At 39.6% G+C, this 17,772-nt stretch carries 17 protein-coding genes and 1 pseudogene; 3 read left to right on the plus strand and 15 right to left on the minus strand.

Annotation, left to right across the window (positions count from 1 at the left end; all coding sequences use genetic code 11):
- The 15 genes and pseudogenes from AC1M9I_RS12810 to rpmH form a co-directional block, all read right to left on the minus strand.
- Nucleotides 1-222 carry a kynureninase gene (locus AC1M9I_RS12810; RefSeq protein ID WP_104426503.1) on the minus strand — a complete coding sequence of 74 codons (222 nt, stop codon included), beginning with the start codon at nucleotides 220-222 and terminating at the stop codon, nucleotides 1-3.
- A gap of 743 nt (nucleotides 223-965) precedes the next feature.
- On the minus strand, nucleotides 966-1,985 hold the full coding sequence (locus AC1M9I_RS12815; protein ID WP_162282108.1) for a virulence RhuM family protein: 1,020 nt from the start codon (nucleotides 1,983-1,985) through the stop codon (nucleotides 966-968).
- Between the two features lie 158 nt (nucleotides 1,986-2,143).
- Entirely contained in the window at nucleotides 2,144-2,470 is a 327-nt protein-coding gene (gene ssb / locus AC1M9I_RS12820) for a single-stranded DNA-binding protein (protein ID WP_481611134.1), read from the minus strand.
- A 265-nt stretch (nucleotides 2,471-2,735) separates the two neighbouring features.
- Entirely contained in the window at nucleotides 2,736-5,162 is a 2,427-nt protein-coding gene (locus tag AC1M9I_RS12825; RefSeq protein WP_481611138.1) for a DUF927 domain-containing protein, read from the minus strand.
- Nucleotides 5,163-5,224: 62 nt separating this feature from the next.
- A complete protein-coding gene (locus AC1M9I_RS12830; RefSeq protein WP_180028814.1) occupies nucleotides 5,225-5,593 on the minus strand; it encodes a hypothetical protein in 369 nt (122 codons plus the stop codon).
- Nucleotides 5,586-6,092, minus strand: coding sequence for a BRO-N domain-containing protein (locus AC1M9I_RS12835; RefSeq protein ID WP_180028815.1), 507 nt, complete (start codon nucleotides 6,090-6,092; stop codon nucleotides 5,586-5,588). Before AC1M9I_RS12835 ends, AC1M9I_RS12830 begins: the two co-directional genes overlap by 8 nt.
- A complete protein-coding gene (locus AC1M9I_RS12840; RefSeq protein ID WP_151862552.1) occupies nucleotides 6,089-6,307 on the minus strand; it encodes a helix-turn-helix domain-containing protein in 219 nt (72 codons plus the stop codon). The genes AC1M9I_RS12835 and AC1M9I_RS12840 overlap by 4 nt, the downstream gene beginning before the upstream one ends.
- Nucleotides 6,308-6,311: 4 nt before the next feature.
- The gene (locus AC1M9I_RS12845; RefSeq protein ID WP_481611135.1) at nucleotides 6,312-6,908 is read right to left on the minus strand and encodes a hypothetical protein; all 597 of its coding nucleotides are present in this window, start codon (nucleotides 6,906-6,908) and stop codon (nucleotides 6,312-6,314) included.
- Nucleotides 6,909-6,911: 3 nt separating this feature from the next.
- The gene (locus tag AC1M9I_RS12850) at nucleotides 6,912-7,148 is read right to left on the minus strand and encodes a helix-turn-helix transcriptional regulator (RefSeq protein ID WP_180028817.1); all 237 of its coding nucleotides are present in this window, start codon (nucleotides 7,146-7,148) and stop codon (nucleotides 6,912-6,914) included.
- Nucleotides 7,149-7,819: 671 nt separating this feature from the next.
- The gene (locus AC1M9I_RS12855) at nucleotides 7,820-9,052 is read right to left on the minus strand and encodes a tyrosine-type recombinase/integrase (protein ID WP_481611136.1); all 1,233 of its coding nucleotides are present in this window, start codon (nucleotides 9,050-9,052) and stop codon (nucleotides 7,820-7,822) included.
- A 204-nt stretch (nucleotides 9,053-9,256) separates the two neighbouring features.
- Nucleotides 9,257-10,621 carry a tRNA uridine-5-carboxymethylaminomethyl(34) synthesis GTPase MnmE gene (gene mnmE / locus AC1M9I_RS12860; protein WP_481590912.1) on the minus strand — a complete coding sequence of 455 codons (1,365 nt, stop codon included), beginning with the start codon at nucleotides 10,619-10,621 and terminating at the stop codon, nucleotides 9,257-9,259.
- An 80-nt stretch (nucleotides 10,622-10,701) separates the two neighbouring features.
- Nucleotides 10,702-12,456 (minus strand): membrane protein insertase YidC, encoded by a 1,755-nt coding sequence (gene yidC / locus AC1M9I_RS12865; RefSeq protein ID WP_481593989.1) that lies wholly within the window; start codon nucleotides 12,454-12,456, stop codon nucleotides 10,702-10,704.
- 5 nt (nucleotides 12,457-12,461) lie between these two features.
- Nucleotides 12,462-12,783 (minus strand): annotated as a pseudogene (gene yidD / locus AC1M9I_RS12870) (membrane protein insertion efficiency factor YidD).
- A 9-nt stretch (nucleotides 12,784-12,792) separates the two neighbouring features.
- Nucleotides 12,793-13,185 carry a ribonuclease P protein component gene (gene rnpA / locus AC1M9I_RS12875; protein WP_035268604.1) on the minus strand — a complete coding sequence of 131 codons (393 nt, stop codon included), beginning with the start codon at nucleotides 13,183-13,185 and terminating at the stop codon, nucleotides 12,793-12,795.
- Between the two features lie 32 nt (nucleotides 13,186-13,217).
- Nucleotides 13,218-13,352, minus strand: a complete 135-nt coding sequence (gene rpmH / locus AC1M9I_RS12880; RefSeq protein WP_000831329.1) for a 50S ribosomal protein L34 — start codon at nucleotides 13,350-13,352, stop codon at nucleotides 13,218-13,220.
- Between the two features lie 643 nt (nucleotides 13,353-13,995).
- Here rpmH and dnaA point away from each other — a divergent pair.
- The 3 genes from dnaA (at nucleotide 13,996) to recF (ending at nucleotide 17,748) form a co-directional block, all read left to right on the plus strand.
- On the plus strand, nucleotides 13,996-15,381 hold the full coding sequence (gene dnaA / locus AC1M9I_RS12885) for a chromosomal replication initiator protein DnaA (protein WP_481611137.1): 1,386 nt from the start codon (nucleotides 13,996-13,998) through the stop codon (nucleotides 15,379-15,381).
- A 106-nt stretch (nucleotides 15,382-15,487) separates the two neighbouring features.
- Nucleotides 15,488-16,636, plus strand: coding sequence for a DNA polymerase III subunit beta (dnaN, locus tag AC1M9I_RS12890; protein ID WP_180028822.1), 1,149 nt, complete (start codon nucleotides 15,488-15,490; stop codon nucleotides 16,634-16,636).
- 29 nt (nucleotides 16,637-16,665) lie between these two features.
- Nucleotides 16,666-17,748 carry a DNA replication/repair protein RecF gene (gene recF, locus AC1M9I_RS12895; protein ID WP_481589591.1) on the plus strand — a complete coding sequence of 361 codons (1,083 nt, stop codon included), beginning with the start codon at nucleotides 16,666-16,668 and terminating at the stop codon, nucleotides 17,746-17,748.
- Nucleotides 17,749-17,772 lie beyond the last annotated feature (24 nt).

Below are 17,772 nucleotides of genomic sequence, written 5' to 3' on the forward strand. Positions count from 1 at the left end.
TTAATTGTCCCAATTTTTTCCATTAGCACCACAGTTACGTTCGATAGAGTTCATGGCTTCTTCAGTTGTATATTGCTTAGAACGCCATCCATCAATATTTGCTTGTATAAGTGCTCGACAATTCTTAGGTAATCCATAATCGCCATAGGTAGGCTTACTATTAGGATTTCCGCAACCAATCAAGATTAATGGCAACGCTGAAATTAATATTATATTTTTCATAATCATACTCTTATTTAAATAATTAAGTTAATGATACAGAAGCTTTGCTAATCGTAAAACTCGCTTAACTTATCAAACCTGATAAAACCTGAAATTAGGGCGGCAAGATTACGGCATGTTTGAACCTAACAAAACCTGATATTTGTTATACGTAGTTATACAAGATAGGTATTCGTTAAAAACGGCGTAAACTTTGCTGTGACTGCATTTAAGCATGGTTTTATGGGTGTTTTGGCGGTGGTGCTGTAAAACAAGAAATTCTTTACGTAGCTATACAAAATCAAAGTTATTAAATCGCTATATGCCTTGCTGTAATCGGCATAGGTGGCATTTCTTACAAGTACCCTGTAAAGCAAAATTTAGCAGGACGTAGCAGGACAAAACTGTACTTCTTGTTTGACGTAGCTTGACGAACTACATATCCACTTAAAACGCCGTATGCCTTGTATAGCTTGGCTTTGAGTGCATTTTTATAGGTGATTTTATCAGCACCTTGTCAAACAAGTGCAAAAGGTCTGTCATGCAAGATTTAAGGCCATTTACTGATACGTACTGATACGGATTTTGCTAGACGTAGAACGACAAAACAGGGGGTAATTATTCCATTTATATCTTTTGCAAAACAATCCTATAAAAGAGGTGTTTTTATCTAATTAGACTGCACCGATCTAACACTATCTAAAACTGTTTATTTAATTATGAATTTTCGGAGTCCATAAAAAGCCCCAATCAAGGGGCTGAGTTTATTTTTTCCGTTGTTTAGCTATTTGTTTAACATCCTTGATAGCTTCCTGAAAATGCCTTTCTACTGGTGTTTGATAATCTATGTATTGTTGCTTGTATTTGGCATGTTCTAATTGTGCTTTCTGTTTAGCTTGAGCTTGGGATATTTTTCCAGCATGAGTCAAAATTTCACGATCAGAAGCCATTAAGAATTTGTCTAATTTCGCTATCCAATCTTTCATATACATGGGTGTGCCATTAATAGCTTGTAACTCTGCAAAATCTAGATACATAGTCACCAAGCGATTAAGAACGTCCATTTCTTTTTCATCAAGATAATTTTTCGCTACTGTAATATCCTTCGTTTTTGGATGTCCTTCACCTAAGAAGCTCGTCATACCCATATTAGGTTTACTTCCATCTACACGAGCATATACAACTTCAGCAGCAGTATGTCCATGCGCCGCCCAATGCATCTTATTTTGAACGGTTTGAAAGAATTTTTTAGACTCTGCCACTTTGGGGTCATAATCCACACTAGTTGCATATATCTCTAAAACCTTCTGATAAAAAAGCTTTTCAGATGCTCGGATATCTCTAATACGAGCTAGTAATTCATCAAAATAATTATTATTTCCGCCGTTTTTAAGTCTTGCATCATCCATTGCAAAACCTTTAACTATGTATTCACGCAGCACCTTCGTGGCCCATATACGGAATTGGGTTCCTCTCTGTGATTTAACTCGATAGCCCACAGAGATGATTACATCCAAATTATAATGCTGCACACTCCTTGTAACTTCTCGATTACCTTCTTGTTGAACTAGGAAGAATTCCTTCCTAGTTGAAAAATGATCAAGCTCACCTTCGTCATATACGTTTTGAATATGCATTCCAATATTTCGAGTAGTGGTTTGAAATAATGTAGCCATTTGATTTTGGGTGAGCCAAACTGTTTCATCTAATAGTCGAACATCGATTTTTAATTCGCCATCCTCAGATGCATATAAGATAAATTCACCAGTATTACTATCAGACATTCAACCGTCCTATTATTTGAAGTTTTTTAAATATATATCCAATAGAATATAACCACTTTAATCTCGTTCAACTAGTTCTTAAGTGCTGTGCTTGCATCTGTATGGTTAGATTGACCATACAACCAATAAAAAAGCTCCCCATATTTAGGGAGCTTTGATTAAAGCAATTGCAGTTCATCGGCTCGAATCTCGGTTACTTCCCGATCCGCTCCTTTACTGTCTTTCCACTTCCTTGTGCGTAGTGAGCCTTCGATATAAACCTTTCCGCCTTTCTTGAGGTACTTACTCGCAATCTCGGCTAATCGGTTGTTAGTGGTGATTCTGTGCCATTCTGTGGCCTGTTTACGTTCGCCAGTGGTCTTGTCCTTCCAATGCTCGGAAGTTGCAACGCTGAATGTTGTAACGCTGCCACCGTTGGGGAAATTCTTAGTTTCAGGGTCACGGCCCAATACACCCATCACAGTTACTTTGTTTACGTTTGGCATTGGCTTAAATCTCTCTAAATTTTCTCAGAATGTCTATTTTTCATGGGTAACGTAGGTAACATGGGTAACATCCTTGCTATGACAGCGTTTCAGGGTGTTACCTATATTTTTTTACTTGGGTAACGATGGGTAACATGGGTAACAAATGAGGGAAAATTTAGAACTTGTTACCTCTGTTACCTGTTACCATTTTCAATAGGTAACGCCTGTAAGCCTTTATTCATGCGGTTGTTACCTGTGTTACCTCTGTTACCTTCGTTTTTTACTATTCCCAGCTAAAAATAGCCTCTTTGACGGCGTAAACCTTCACTGCATTTTTCCGTGATGGGATTCTTGCTGTCTTGCTGGTCTTGCCTGTGTCATGCTCAAGTAGGTTGTAAGCTAGTAAGGCCCTTGCTGCTTTGCGACTGTCATAACCTTTGCAGACTTCATTTTTAAACTGCTCAGGCAATACATAAAATATCTTTTCGCCGTTCTCTATCTTCCAGTAGCCGACACGGTTATTGATACGCTCGATATGATCAGGATCGGGTGTAATGGCTTCAAAACGGCTTGATTCATTCGCCTCAAAGAATGCTTTAACATGGGTCACAATTTCCCGATTCTCATAATCTCCGACCTGCTCAAAACTGCCCAGCCATTGATTAAATACCTTTTGTACGGCGTTAAATGCTGTGCCTGTTTTCCAGCCTGTAATATTGGCCTTTGTTGCCAGCTCTCCAGCCGTTGCCACCAATGCAAAGTAATTAGCCACTCGGACAATATGCCCTTGCGACTGGTTCACGGTTAAGACTTGGCGATACTGGTCTAAAAGCTCTCTAGCTTCGTCCATGCGCTCGCCTTTGTTGCTGGTCAGATACTCAAGCCATGCAATGCCAGCCACGCCGTAGCAGTCTGCCATTCGTTTACTCAGTTCAATCGCTTGTTTTGGTGCATCCTCTGCAAAGTCTATACTGTCAAAAATACCGTACTCAGACTGATCTATATCAATATCAGCCAAGCGTATTTCTTGTCCCAGCTTAGTCTTTTGGCCTTGCTCGGTCATAATGTCTTTAAGGCTTTTTTCGCCACTGGATAGAAAAATAACTTTCCACTGGTGCATAGGTTTTGCTGTAATTTGCTTGGTCATTCGACCTTTACCTAAACCATTGGCAAGCATATAAACGACATTGCCTAGCTCTTTGGGGTTCGCTATCTCTCCGATTTCATCCAGCACTAAAAAACCATCATTGTGCATATAGGCTGTATTCTCTAAGGCGTTTCCTGTGGCTCTCCATGTTCTATAAAATTGCTTTGGATTGCCCCACACGGAACTCGCAAGGTTTAAGGCTGTGCTTTTCCCTTTGGATGAACCGCCTTTGATATGAAAACCACCGCCTTGTTGGTTAAGAGGGTCTAGCAATTGCCCAGCAAAGGCCGTACACAATGAAAAAGCCAATAAGCTATGATTCTCTGCCAATTGCGCTACATTACTTCGCCATTGCTCTAGTGTGCCTTTGCTTTGATAGCGGTTATCTAGGGCATTGTTAGCCTGATAAACAATTAAATCACTGCTGCTTTGTCCGATCTGCTTATGAGGTAGTACAAATACGTCATCATGCCAGCCGACCCGATCCACACATAAGGCATATTGACCTGTTTGATAACTCATTAAATAGCATTGAAAAAGGTTTCTTGCTCGTTGGTCAGGTGCAATCATTACACCCTGATAAGACAATGCTTTGCGTAGGTCTGCGCCGTCCGTCTGGAATAGCTCCATAGATAGGGCCTGTGTGTGTTCTACCTCGTTGTCATCCTTCCACTTGAGCAATACACCCCAGTTATTACTAGAATCATCTCTAGTCTTAGCAACAACCAATACAGGGCTTGAAATAAAACGCTTTTGGCTTATGCCGTTCTTATCTTCCTCAACAAAATATAAGCCTGCCTCTGTGATGTGGAAATGTCCGTTTTCCCATTTCATCGGTTTAGCCAGGTGGCCTTTGGGTAAAATACTTTTTACTGGTAAAGCCTCTATCGCTTCATCAATAAATGCCAGCACCTCACTTACGCTTTCATGCTGGGTCAATTCGATCTGAAATTCACTTACACCAATTTTTAAATACTGGCATAGCAGCCTAACTGCCGTGTTTTGCTCCAGCTTTTTAAATGGCTCAAGGTGCATTTGCTCAATTCTGACAGGTAAATAAAGCTGCTTATAGCCTGCCTGTGATAGCTGATTAATAACGAACTGTATTTGTTCAAAATCAAACGGCTTTAGTTCTGTTTTATGGTTGCTGCATAGGGTAGGCAATACGACCAATACAACGGCGTAGCCAGTCTGTGCGACTTTAAAGAATGCCTCTAGGCTGTACGTGATAATGACAGGTTGGGCATGGTCAAAATCGCCATACCTTGCAAAACCTCTAGCCAATCCATCAGGCATGACAGCCACACGCTGCCCATCTTGCATGACAGCACATTGAACAAGCTCCATTTGCCCATCATAGACAGGCACAATCAAAGGCTTTTCATAAGTAACGCCGTTTATATCCACATTACCATCATCAACATAGATCGGCTGCTCAGGACTGCCAAAACGCTGTATTAATGGATGTGATGAATAAGCATCATTAAACGATACAAGCTGCGTACATTCGTTTAAAATGGCTTCGGGTGTTATTAGTTCTTTGGGGTGGTCATAATCAAGCATTGTGACTGCCCCCTCAACAACATTAACCGCACTTTCTAATGATTCATTTTTCATTATTGGCCTCACTGCACACGGTTGATATGGATATTTGAATTAATCAAAACGCCGTCATTTGATAATCCGACTTGCTGGCGGTTATCCATCATCTGCAATAAACGCTGTTCTGCTTCTTCAAAGCTAATGCCGAAATGCTTTGCAATGTCCTCTAACTGGTACATAGGTTCGCCGTCATCCGTGTAACCGCTTGGCGGTGGCAATAGGTTCAACTCTTTTGCCTTTTGGTGCATCTCTGCTTTGATATGCTCAGGCGTGTAGTGCATTGTCAAAATAAGGGCCTGCTCAGTGATGGGGTGGTGTTCCCCATACTGCTCAAGCATTGCTTTGTAATGGTCAAAGGCTTTGAAAAATTCAGGGTTTACATGTTTATTCATGGCCTACCCCCTCAAAAGTTAGCTGTAAATTAGCTTTGCATGTTTCAATGCGGACGGCGTTTAAATGCTTTTCATGTTTACGGCGGTGCATACCCAGGCTATGAAATGTACCTTTATCCTTAGATACTTTTTCCTGCATACATAGGCGGTTCAGTTCTTCATAGGCTGTCTGCCGTGCTACATAACTCCCAGTCTTGCGGATGCTCGGCAATACCTCAGCAAATACCCAGTTTTGGAAATTCAACGCTTCTTTTTTATTAGATCGAAAAATAATGCGATAAAGGTTAGGCTCATTAATGAACTTGAGCTTTTGAGTACCGCCATTTGTAAGGATGTGGCAATCTGCCATACCCTTTGAATCTAATTCACGTAATAAGCGTGATGTTCTGCTTACCGACAGGACATTACATACGTCAGTCAAACAAAATAAAGGCTCGTTGGTATTGCTCAAGACAACACGAACGCCTTGTTCATTGAAATTAAAAATAGATGGGTTCATGCTGCCACCTCTTTAACAAGCTCATACCGTGCATGTCTGCCAATGCCTGACTTATTGCGCTCGTTATGGGTCACAATGTCATAGCCTGCATTGCGTAAACGCTGAATAATTGCGCTCAGGCGGTAGCAGTTGAAAAGGTCGATAGCCTCAGCCTGTGAAATGGTCTTGCCTTGCTTGAGGTGTGCTAGGACTTGTTTTAATTGGGTGTTGTTCATGTTCTTATGCTCCCATTCCTGACAGTGCATCGGTCAACTTGTGAATCGTTCCGATGTGGATTATCAGAACGTCCTTAACGCCTGATTTCTTCACCATGTCAGCATGTTCACTGAGTAGCTCTTTAATCGTTCCGTTAAAGCCTTTAACCTCTAAAAACTTCATAGCTTCATCATTTACGATTAAATCTGCTTCCTGATCCGCTTCGCCAGTCGGACAATATGAAGCAAGGGCATAGGCGTATAGATCGGCTGGGTCTGTAATACTCAAGGTTTCCAGTGCCAAGCGTAAAAAGGTATTTAGCTTGCTGGCCTCGGCTTTTAGGTAGTCATCAATTGAATAAGGCTTAGAAAATACCTCTGCACCTAATTCGGATGCTCGGATAGAAACATGGTCGAGTAGGTCGATAGCCTGTTCGATCTGTCTTGCATTGGCTTCGGTTTTATCTTCATCTGTGAAGTAATCAAGGGCCAAGCAAGTGAAGTCGGACACATCAATAAAAAGGTTTTTTATCTGCTCGCCGTTTACTTCATGGCTGATCTGCTCAAGTTTTCTTTGTGCCTGCTGGGTGATGCTAATTGCATCTTGTAGCGTGAACTCCATAGCTCAAGCCTCCATCGTTGCAATGGCTGCTTTGTGGCTTGCTATGCGTTCATTAATCCACTGGTCTACATCAGATTCAATCCAAGCGACACGGCGTTCGGAAATATTGACTGCTTTCGGGAACGTGCCTTGTTGCATCATTGCGTAAATTGACGATGCACCTAAGCCAGTTTTTGCCTGCACTTCTTTACGGCGGATTAAACGGATAGTTTCGTTTTGTTGCTTTTTAGATGTAGTCATCTAAACATTCTCCAATAGTGGAAATGCCTAGACACAAAATAGAAATAGGAATGTAATTTTTATAAAAAAACTAAGTTTTATTAATTAGATATAGCAATATATACCTATTCAATTAAGTCCAATGACTAACAACAAGCGCTTCCATTCGTAAACAAAATGTTGACTTATGTCATGTTTGAACTACTATAAAAGCGTTCATCAATGTTTATCATTGTTGATCAAAGTACAAAAACTTAGTTTTTAATCGTTTTACATTTCTAAGATTCCTTAGTTTTGTGTCCTGCCAGACGGCGGTTAAAAATTAATGGCGTTTAGTAATTGGCGTTACTAAAGCCATCTGTTCCATGAAAAGGGTCAAGCATTGGCGTGTTTGACCTTTTTCTTTCTTTCCTACACTCATTAGACATAAATGCTTCTTAATGAATGTATTAGATTTCTATGTTTTACTTTAAAAGAGTTATGCTTAAATGGCTACCTCTTTACCCAACAAGTGCGTTAATTGTTGTCGTGAAGCACCATCAACCTGCTGTTTACCGACCTTTTTAAGGCCATAAAAACGATAGCCATTTATAACCATTTATAACCTTTTATAATTATTTCTCATCATTGCTCACTATTTCTCAATAATTTAAAATATTCAGCAATTTACAATTAGATACAATTAGATACAATTAAGCGCCTTTAGCCTGATTAAAAAAGATCAAATTCGGTTCATAAATCACGCTAAAAATATGATTACTCCATTTCTGCATCATCTCTGTACGTTCTTTTTCATACTTGGCTTTGTTATATACACCCCTTACACCTTTGGCCGTATGGTTTAAACAAGCCTCGATTGCATCACTATTAAAGCCTTGCTCGTTTAAATGAGTGCTGGCCGTTCTTCTCAAGTCATGCACGGTAAACGGTGGTAAGTCTGTTAATGCCAGTGCTGCCTTTTGCGCCGTATTAAAAGCATTATGGCTGATATGAGTACCCGACTTTCTACCTACAAATACAAAAGGCTCATTGCCTGCAATCGCTTTGAGCTCCTTAAATATCTCCATCACCTGATCCGACATATAAACGACCATTTCACGGCTATGGCCTGTCGTGCTGTCTGCCTTTGTTTCAGGGATAAGCCATATACGACTATCAAAGTCGATATGCTCCCATTTAGCCCTCAATAGCTCTGACTTTCTAACCAATGTAAGCAATGACAACAAAAGACCCAGCTTTCTAGGTCTATAGATTCTCGAATTTAGTAAGGTGGTGTAATAGATGCGGATTTCATTTGTACTTAAATATCTATCTCTAGGTTTTGCCTTGTGTACGTGCCGTGATGGGATAGCCAAAACAGGGTTATAAGGTACAAGGCCCAAAGTCATTGCATAATCAAACATGCGCTTTAACAAGCCTCTGACTTGGTTAGCTGCTGCATCATATCCCTGTTCTTTTTTACGCCATATTGTACGGCGTATATCTTCAATACTGACCTGATCTAATGGGATGTGGCCCATCATTGGATAAATATCATTGCTCAGGCATAAAACCATGTTGTAAGGGTCTTTACGGTCTTTTTTAATGACTTCTTTTAAATAGCGTTCGCCGTAGTCCTTAAACAAAATGCCTTTAGGTTTTGCCTTATCTTGTTTAGGTGAAATACCTTTAGCCACCAATGAGGCGGATTCATCTCTGATCTGTCTAGCATCTTTAAGAGATAGATCAGGATAGCGACCTATAACAAGCCGTTCTTGCTTGCCTGCCAGTGAATAACGATAGTGCCACGACTTAACGCCTGATTCCTTAACCTCAATAAACAGCCCATTATTCAGCTTGTCTTTAACTGAATATCGCTTGTCCTGTGGTTTAAGGTTTTGAATCTCTCTATCAGTAGAGAAAAACAGGCCGTTTATCTTTGGCATGATTCTAGTCACTCAGGCATAAAAATAAGGTTTTATTGTCACGTAGCTAGTAGGTGACTAAAAAAATCATAGCACTAGATGAACGTATAGAACATATTGGAACAATAAAAAGGCATAAAAAAGCACTAAGCTATTAAAACTTAATGCTATTTAATTATCATTGGAACTTATTAGAATTTACTGGAATATAGGCTTAAATTGAAATTACTTTCCGATACAGAAAGAGCCAAAGATTTTTCCGAGTAAATCATCCGCACTAAAATCACCAGTAATTTCACCTAATGCATTCTGTGCGAGACGTAACGATTCTGCGACAAGCTCTCCTGCATGGTAAACAACAAGTTGTTCACGAGCTTCCGCAAGATAAGATTGAGTGCGCTTCATTGCGTCTAGGTGGCGTGTTCTTGCAATAAAGGTATCTTCTTCAGGCTGAAAGCCTGCATGTGCTGTAATCGCATCTACAAGCGATTGAACACCCATTTCTTGCTTGGCTGAGACCGTAATGTGTCTAAAGCCTTGGAGATCAGCAACTTTAGCTTCACTATCTACTAAATCACATTTGTTAGCGATTAAAATTAAGCGTTTAGGATCGATATAATTAGCAAAGTAAGTATCTGCCAAATGCATCGGATCTTCACCTTGACTCAAATCGTAAACCAAGAGTAGGAGATCAGCATTTTCTATTTCTTTAATCGCTCGACGAATACCTTCCTTCTCAACAATATCTCCCGTTTCACGCAGCCCTGCTGTATCCGTCAGGGTAATTGGCAAACCATTTAGGCTTATTTTCTCATGTAGTACATCACGCGTTGTACCTGCAATGTCCGTTACAATCGCGCGCTCAACACCAGCCAATGCATTCAATAAACTCGATTTACCTGCATTGGGTTTCCCTGCAATCACCACTTGTAAACCTTCACGCAGAAGTTGACCTTGGCGTGCTGATTGTTGTACTGCACCCACTGATGCTTGCACATCTTCCAATAACGCTAAAATTTTTCCATCTGCAAGAAAATCAATTTCCTCTTCAGGAAAATCAATCGCCGCCTCAACATGTAATCGTAAGTGAATGAGTTTTTCTAATACTGTATTTACTTTGGCCGAAAATGCGCCTTGCAATGAACGTACTGCAGAACGAGCAGCTGCTTGTGAAGTAGCATCAATTAAATCAGCAATTGATTCGGCTTGGACTAAATCCATTTTTCCATTTTCAAAAGCGCGCATTGAAAACTCACCCGCTTTTGCTGCAATTGCGCCTAACTCTAACAGTCGGCCCAATAATGTATTTTGAATCACCGGTCCACCATGACCTTGTAACTCAACTACATCTTCACCCGTAAAAGAATTCGGATTTGGAAAACAAATGACCAAACCCTCATCCATGACTTGCCCATTCGCATCAAGAAATTGACGAAATGCAGCATAACGAGCAGGACCGAGTGCCTTACCAGTTAAAGCCTCTGCTATGGCATATGCCTTAGGACCAGACAGTCGAATTACACCTACACCTCCACGACCTGGCGGTGTTGCAATCGCAGCAATAGTGGTTTGATGTTGTAGGTTCGTCATTGAAATGATCTCAAAGCAAGGCAAAAAAAATCCGCCTAAGGATATCACCTTAAGCGGATCGATTCAGCTACTAACAAAACTTAGTTCGTAGATGCTGTATCTTCTTTTGCTAAGCGAGCTTTCTCAACACTCTTATTAATCAGACCTTGCTGAAGAATCGTGATCAAGTTGTTGACAATCCAGTAAAGCACAAGTCCAGCAGGGAAGAACAATAAGAATACCGTGAAAATAATCGGCATAAACTTAAAGACTTTTGCTTGCATTGGATCTGTCGGCTGTGGGTTCAACATTTGTTGAACATACATCGTCACACCCATCAACAATGGTAGGATAAACCATGGGTCCATTGCAGATAAATCTTGAATCCAACCTAACCAAGGAGCGTGGCGTAACTCAACAGACTCCATGAGCACCCAATACAAAGCCAAGAAAATTGGCATTTGAAGAAGTAAAGGTAAACAACCAGATAATGGATTGACTTGTTCACGCTTATAAAGTGCCATCATTTCTTGTGAGAAACGCATACGGTCTTCGCCGAACTCTTCTTTCATGCGTTGCATTTCTGGTGCAATCACACGCATTTTTGCCATAGAGCGATAGCTCTTAGATGAAAGAGGCCAAAGAATAAGTTTCACAAGAATTGTCAATAGAATAATTGACCAACCCCAGTTTCCAACAATGCCATGGAAGAATTGCAAACCTAAGAATAGCAATTTCGCAATTGGCCATAACCAACCATAATCAACCGTTTGATTTAAACCAGTTGCCAAGTCTTTCAATTCAGATTGAATTTTTGGACCTGAGTAGAATGTTGCATCAACAGTCATTGTTTTGCCAGCTGGTACATTAATGGTAGGCGAAGTAAAGCCAATGATATTCATACCATCAGCAGATTTACGTGACTCCATTTTTGCAGAATACGGCTGGTTACCGAAGTTACCAGGCACCCAAGCACTTACAAAGTAATGCTGAACCATTGCAACCCAACCACCTTGAGCCTCAACACTTAACTTTTCTTCATTAAAATTATCAAATTTTAATTTGTTATAGTGCTCATCAGGTGTACCCCAAGCACCACCTAAATAAGTGCCCAGCGTAAAGATTCCTTGATCAGTTTTACCTGGATCTTCAGAGTTGTCACGTTTGATCTGACCAAACATTTGACCTTGCCAGTTTTGCTGACTACGGTTAATCACTTGATAACTTACGTTAACTGGATATGCACCTTCTTGGAAAGTGAACGTTTTGATGATTTCAACACCATCAGCCGTTTTTAATACCATTGGTACTTTTAACACTTTCTCAGCTTCACCATCTTTATTGGTGGTTGCTTGAGCATCAGCTAAAGTATAAGTCGACTTTTCAAACTCAAATGTTGGACGTCCACTACGGCTACTGTCAGGTCCATTTAAACCAATTAAACCTGATTGAGCGACATAAGTACGTTTCTCATCATTTTCAAGCATAACGAACGGTTGTTCACTATTTTTACTTTTATCATGATTGAGTAGTTCAACACGGACAATGTCCCCACCTTTAGGGTTAATCCAAAGATGATATAAATCAGTTTGAACAGCAACTAATTGTTGATTTGCTGTTGCAGGTGTAGTTGTGTCTTGTTGTTCAGCTGCAATATTTGCTTGCGGTATATCAGTTGAACCCGCTGTCGTTTGGCTCGTTGGCAGATCAGCAGAAACATCTTGGGCAACGACGGCAGCAGGTGCTGTCGCAGCAGTTGTTTCAGTTTGACCATAGTCTTTTTGCCAAGCAAGAATAAGCAAATATGCGGTGACAAACATGGCCCCGAGAATTGCAAACCTGGCCCATTGTTGCATATCGATTACCCCAATTGGTTAGAGTGATTTTTGGTTCAATAAACGCTCACGCAAGGGTACAGTAACGTGAGTCATTTGAGAATCTATTTGCTGAAATGAAATAAAACGAATTGCTTTTTTGGGAACAGGATCATATCCACTTCCACCCCACGGATGGCAACGACAAATCCGTCGCGTTGCATACCAGACACCTTTAATCGGGCCATGTATATGAATAGCTTCTAACGAGTATTGAGAACAAGTTGGGAAATAACGGCAACGAGGTCCAAGGAGCGGACTAATCGCAATTTGATAGAAACGAATCAACCAATGCAATATACGGACCATTGGCCACCTCTAACTTTGAGGAGAGGGAACTGATATTTTATGATGTTTTTTTACAAGACGCTGTAGCTTCTGCCATGCAAATTGTAATTGCTTATGCAATTCAGCATTCGGAATCGACTCAATACCTACCTTAGGCATGACCACAATATCCAATAAATCTATATCTTGCTGATTTAAGCGAAAACTTTCGCGAGCAATACGTTTTATTCGATTTCTTTCATGTGCACGGCGCACTTTCTTTTTAGCAACAACAATACCTAAACGGCTTTTAGGCTGTTTAGTTGGTGTAGCCAAAAATAAGAAATGGGGTTGATGCACTTTAAAAAGCGCACCATCAAATACACCTTTGTAATCTGCAGCACAGCGGATTCTCACCTCTGGACTGAAACTATAAAGTGTCATAACACCCAAATCGTCGATAAACTAAACTGGTATTAAACAGTTAAGCTGTGACGACCTTTTGCACGACGACGAGCTAATACTTGACGGCCAGCTTTAGTCGCCATACGAGCACGGAAACCATGAACGCGTTTACGCTTTAATTCAGATGGTTGGAAAGTACGTTTCATATCGAAACTCCAAAGTTGGTGTTCTATAAAGGTTCGCGATTGTATTGTGCATTGTTTGTTCTGTCAATATTAAACAGTATTGTGTAACACTTTTGATGAAAGTTGCTTGAGTCTGAGAAAGATACAAATTTGTTAAATAATCTATTTATACACAAAATAAATATATGTTTTTATTATAGTATTTAAGTTAACCACAGAAATATCCATAAACTTATACACAAGATGAAATTTAATCAAGGCTAATTTTAAATTTGAATTTAAATTTAAATACAAAGAACGATTATCCACAGAAAACCGAATCTTATTAAATAAATTCAAATTTATAAATTTAAATTTATTATTATTAGGGTTGTGATTTTCTATGGATAAGGCATTATTTTTTTTAAAATATATATACTTAGGTTGTTGATAACTATGTTTTCATATTTTTTATAGATTGTGGATAAGTTGTTGTTTTTATTTATCCACAGTTTGTGGAAAACCTTATCCACACCCTGTTTTAAATTTAAATTTAGACTTTTAAATTTGATTATTTGTGGTTAAAGTTCAAAATTACTCATGACATATGTGGATAACTTGGGTATGATTGCCTCCCCAATCTCATGGGGTTGTTTTTAAATTTAAATGGAATGAGGGGTTTCACATGCTGTGGACAGACTGCTTAAATCGCTTGCGACAAGAGCTCTCAGATAATGTCTTTGCAATGTGGATACGTCCATTGGTTGCCGAAGAGGTAGATGGTGTTTTAAAGCTTTATGCACCTAATCCTTACTGGACACGCTATATTCAAGAACATCATTTAGAATTAATTAGCATTCTTGCAGAACAAATGTCTGAAGGACGTGTTTGTAAAGTTGAAATTTTAGTCGACTCACGACCAGGCGCGATTTTATCTGCTTCAGAGCAACCAGCGACAACAACTGCAGCGCTTGAGTCTTCAGCAGCAGCACCTGTAGTCAGAGCAAAAAAAGAAAGCAATGACCAGCAAAATGCAAAAACATCAAAAAAACGATTATTAAATCCGCTGTTTAATTTTGCATTGTTCGTCGAAGGGCGTTCAAATCAGATGGCGGCAGAAACCTGCCGTAAAGTATTAACTCAGTTAGGCGAACCTCAACATAACCCGTTATTTTTGTACGGTCCGACCGGTTTAGGTAAAACACATTTGATGCAAGCAGTGGGTAATGCTTTATTACAAGCTAAACCAAATGCTCGTGTGATGTACATGACTGCTGAAAGTTTTGTTCAGGATTTTGTGAGCTCACTTCAACAAGGTAAAGTCGAAGAATTTAAAAAGAATTGCCGTTCATTAGACTTACTTTTAGTTGATGATATTCATTTACTTGCAGGTAAAGAAGCCAGCTTGGTTGAGTTTTTTTACACGTTTAATGCCTTATTAGATGAATCTAAACAAATTATTTTAACCTCAGATCGCTATCCTAAAGAGTTGACCGAGTTAGATCCTCGTTTGGTATCTCGCTTTTCATGGGGGTTATCGGTAGGTGTAGAACCGCCTGATATTGAAACTCGAATTGAGATTTTACTAAAAAAAGCTGAAAGTAATGGTATCGATTTGCCTCGTAACTGTGCGCTCTTTATTGCACAGCAGGTTGTGGCAAACGTACGTGAACTTGAAGGTGCATTAAATAAAGTCGTCGCGATTTCTCGTTTTAAAGGGACACCAATCGACTTAGATGTGGTGCGAGAATCACTGAAAGATGTTCTTGCGATTCGTGCTCGTACTATTAGCACCGAAAATATTCAGCGTGTAGTCAGTGAATATTTTCGTATCCCATTGAAAGAGTTGGTTGGACCTAAACGAACTCGTATTTATGCTCGACCACGTCAATTAGCAATGGGGCTTGCGAGAGAATTAACGGGTGACAGTTTTCCTGAAATTGGCATGGCATTTGGTGGTCGTGATCACAGTACAGTCATGCATGCCTGTGAAAAAGTGCAGAGTTTGTGTGCTGAAGATCCTATCTTTAATGAAGATTACAAAAATTTAATGCGCTTATTACAAAGCTAAATCTGTTTAAATTCTATTCTTGCAATGCGGCATATTCTGCCGCATAGTACATGATTAAAAGTGTTTTAGTCTGTCGTCGATATACTGTTTTTAGAGGAAATCCATCGTGCGTTTGAAGATCGCGAAAGAAAGCTTACTCAATGTTTTGTCTCATGTTGTAGGTGCTGTAGAACGTCGCCATACGTTAAATATTCTTTCAAACGTCAAAGTTCAGGTTACTCAAGATGCACTGACGATTACAGGTTCCGATCTTGAAGTTGAACTTGTTGCGAGTACAACGCTTTTAGAGGGAGCATGTTTACAAGCAGGTCAAACCACAGTACCCGCACGTAAATTGATGGATATCTGTAAATCTTTACCGACAGCAGCACTGATTGATTTACAAATCACAGAAGACCAGCGTTGTATTTTGAAATCTGGTAATAGCCGCTTTGTATTAGGAACATTATCTGCTGAGGATTACCCTTTATTAACGACTGAAAATAGTCAAGGGACTCAAGTTCAGGTCACTGAACGTGAACTAAAACGTTTATTTGAAAAAACCTCTTTTGCGATGGCTGTTCAGGATGTCCGTTTTTATCTTACAGGTACTTTACTTGAAATTGATGAAAATCAGCTTCGTGCAGTGACGACAGATGGACATCGTCTTGCTCTTTGTGAAACATTGGCAAGTTCAAATGCTTCGCAGTTAGTGCAAGCAATTGTGCCTCGTAAAGCGGTCGGTGAATTACAGCGTCTATTGAGTATCGAAGATAATCAACTCTCGCTGTTAATTGGTCGTGAGCTCCTGAATGTTACTTTGACAATTCCAAGCCGTGATAAAGAGCAGGGTGATATTACTGTTCGTATTACTACAAAATTAATTGATGGTAAATTCCCTGATTATCGACGTGTTATTCCTCGTGGCGGTGATAAAACAGTTACGATTGCACATGATATTTTCAAACAATCATTACAGCGAGTTGCTATCCTGAGTAATGAAAAATTACGTGGAGTATTTTTAAACTTCAATCCAGATTCACTACAACTTCGTGCCAATAATCCAGAGCAAGATGAGGCAGTTGAAGATCTTGCGATTCAATACAATAATGCACCTATGGAAATGTCATTCAACGCACAATACATTTTGGATGTATTGAATGTGCTGGATGGTGATGATGTATTAATGACGATGACTGAGGCAAACCAATCTGTATTGGTTCAAGATCCAGCACATCAAGATCAAACCTATGTCGTCATGCCGATGCGTGTTTAATGTTGTTTTTGATTTAGTTTAATCTGGTCATGTTCATTACGCGTTTAAATATCCAGCGTGTGAGAAATTTAAAAGCGGTTGCACTCCAAGAGTTGCAACCGTTTAATGTTTTTTATGGACAAAATGGTTCAGGAAAAACGTCTATATTAGAAGCAATTCACTTATTAGCCACTGGTCGATCTTTTCGTACACATATTCCTAAACATTACATTCAAAATCAAATGCAGGATGCGATTGTATTTGCACAGTCTGCTACTGAAAAGATTGGTATGCAAAAGCTCATTACAGGTGAGCAAAATATTAAAGTGAATGGGGATAGTATTGCCACGCAAGGACAGCTAGCCAAAATTTTACCATTACAGCTTATTGACCCTCTGAGTACAGATATTATTGATCACGGAGCTAAACCAAGACGACAATTGCTAGATTGGTTAATGTTTCACGTGGAACCAGATTTTTACTATGCATGGCAATTTTATTCTAGAGCTTTAAAACAACGAAACAGCTTATTAAAATCAAAACGTAATCTGACGCTGCAAGATTTAGAAGCATGGAACAAAATGCTTAGTGAGTACGGTGAAATATTACATTTACAACGTCAGTCCATTGTTGAACAGTGGCAGATATTTTTTCAGCAAGATCTTAAAACACTATTACCAGATATCGAGATCCATATGGAGTATGCAGCAGGCTTTCATGTGGAACATGGCTTGGCTGAAGACTTGATTTTGTATCATCAAAAAGACTGCGAAAGACGCTATACAGAATATGGTCCACACCGGGCAGATTTAAAGTTAAAAACCCCAACAGGAGATGCAGATGCCGTACTGTCACGGGGGCAAAAAAAATTATTAATCATGGCTTTAAAATTGTCACAGATCGCAATGTTGCATGCGTCTAATAAGGAAACTGTGGTATTATTAGATGATGTGACAGCAGAATTAGATATAACCGCACAACAACGTTTAATTGAGCGATTGAGCCAACTTGGTAGTCAAGTTTTCATTACCACTTTAGACCATGAATCTGTACAAAAGCATTTACATGATTTGTCTATTTCCTATCAATTATTCAATGTTGAAAACGGTTCTGTTCAAGTTGTTGTGCAATAATTTTTTGAAGTTTTCTCCATCTTT

It is taken from the genome of Acinetobacter sp. ANC_7553 (assembly GCF_056779895.1).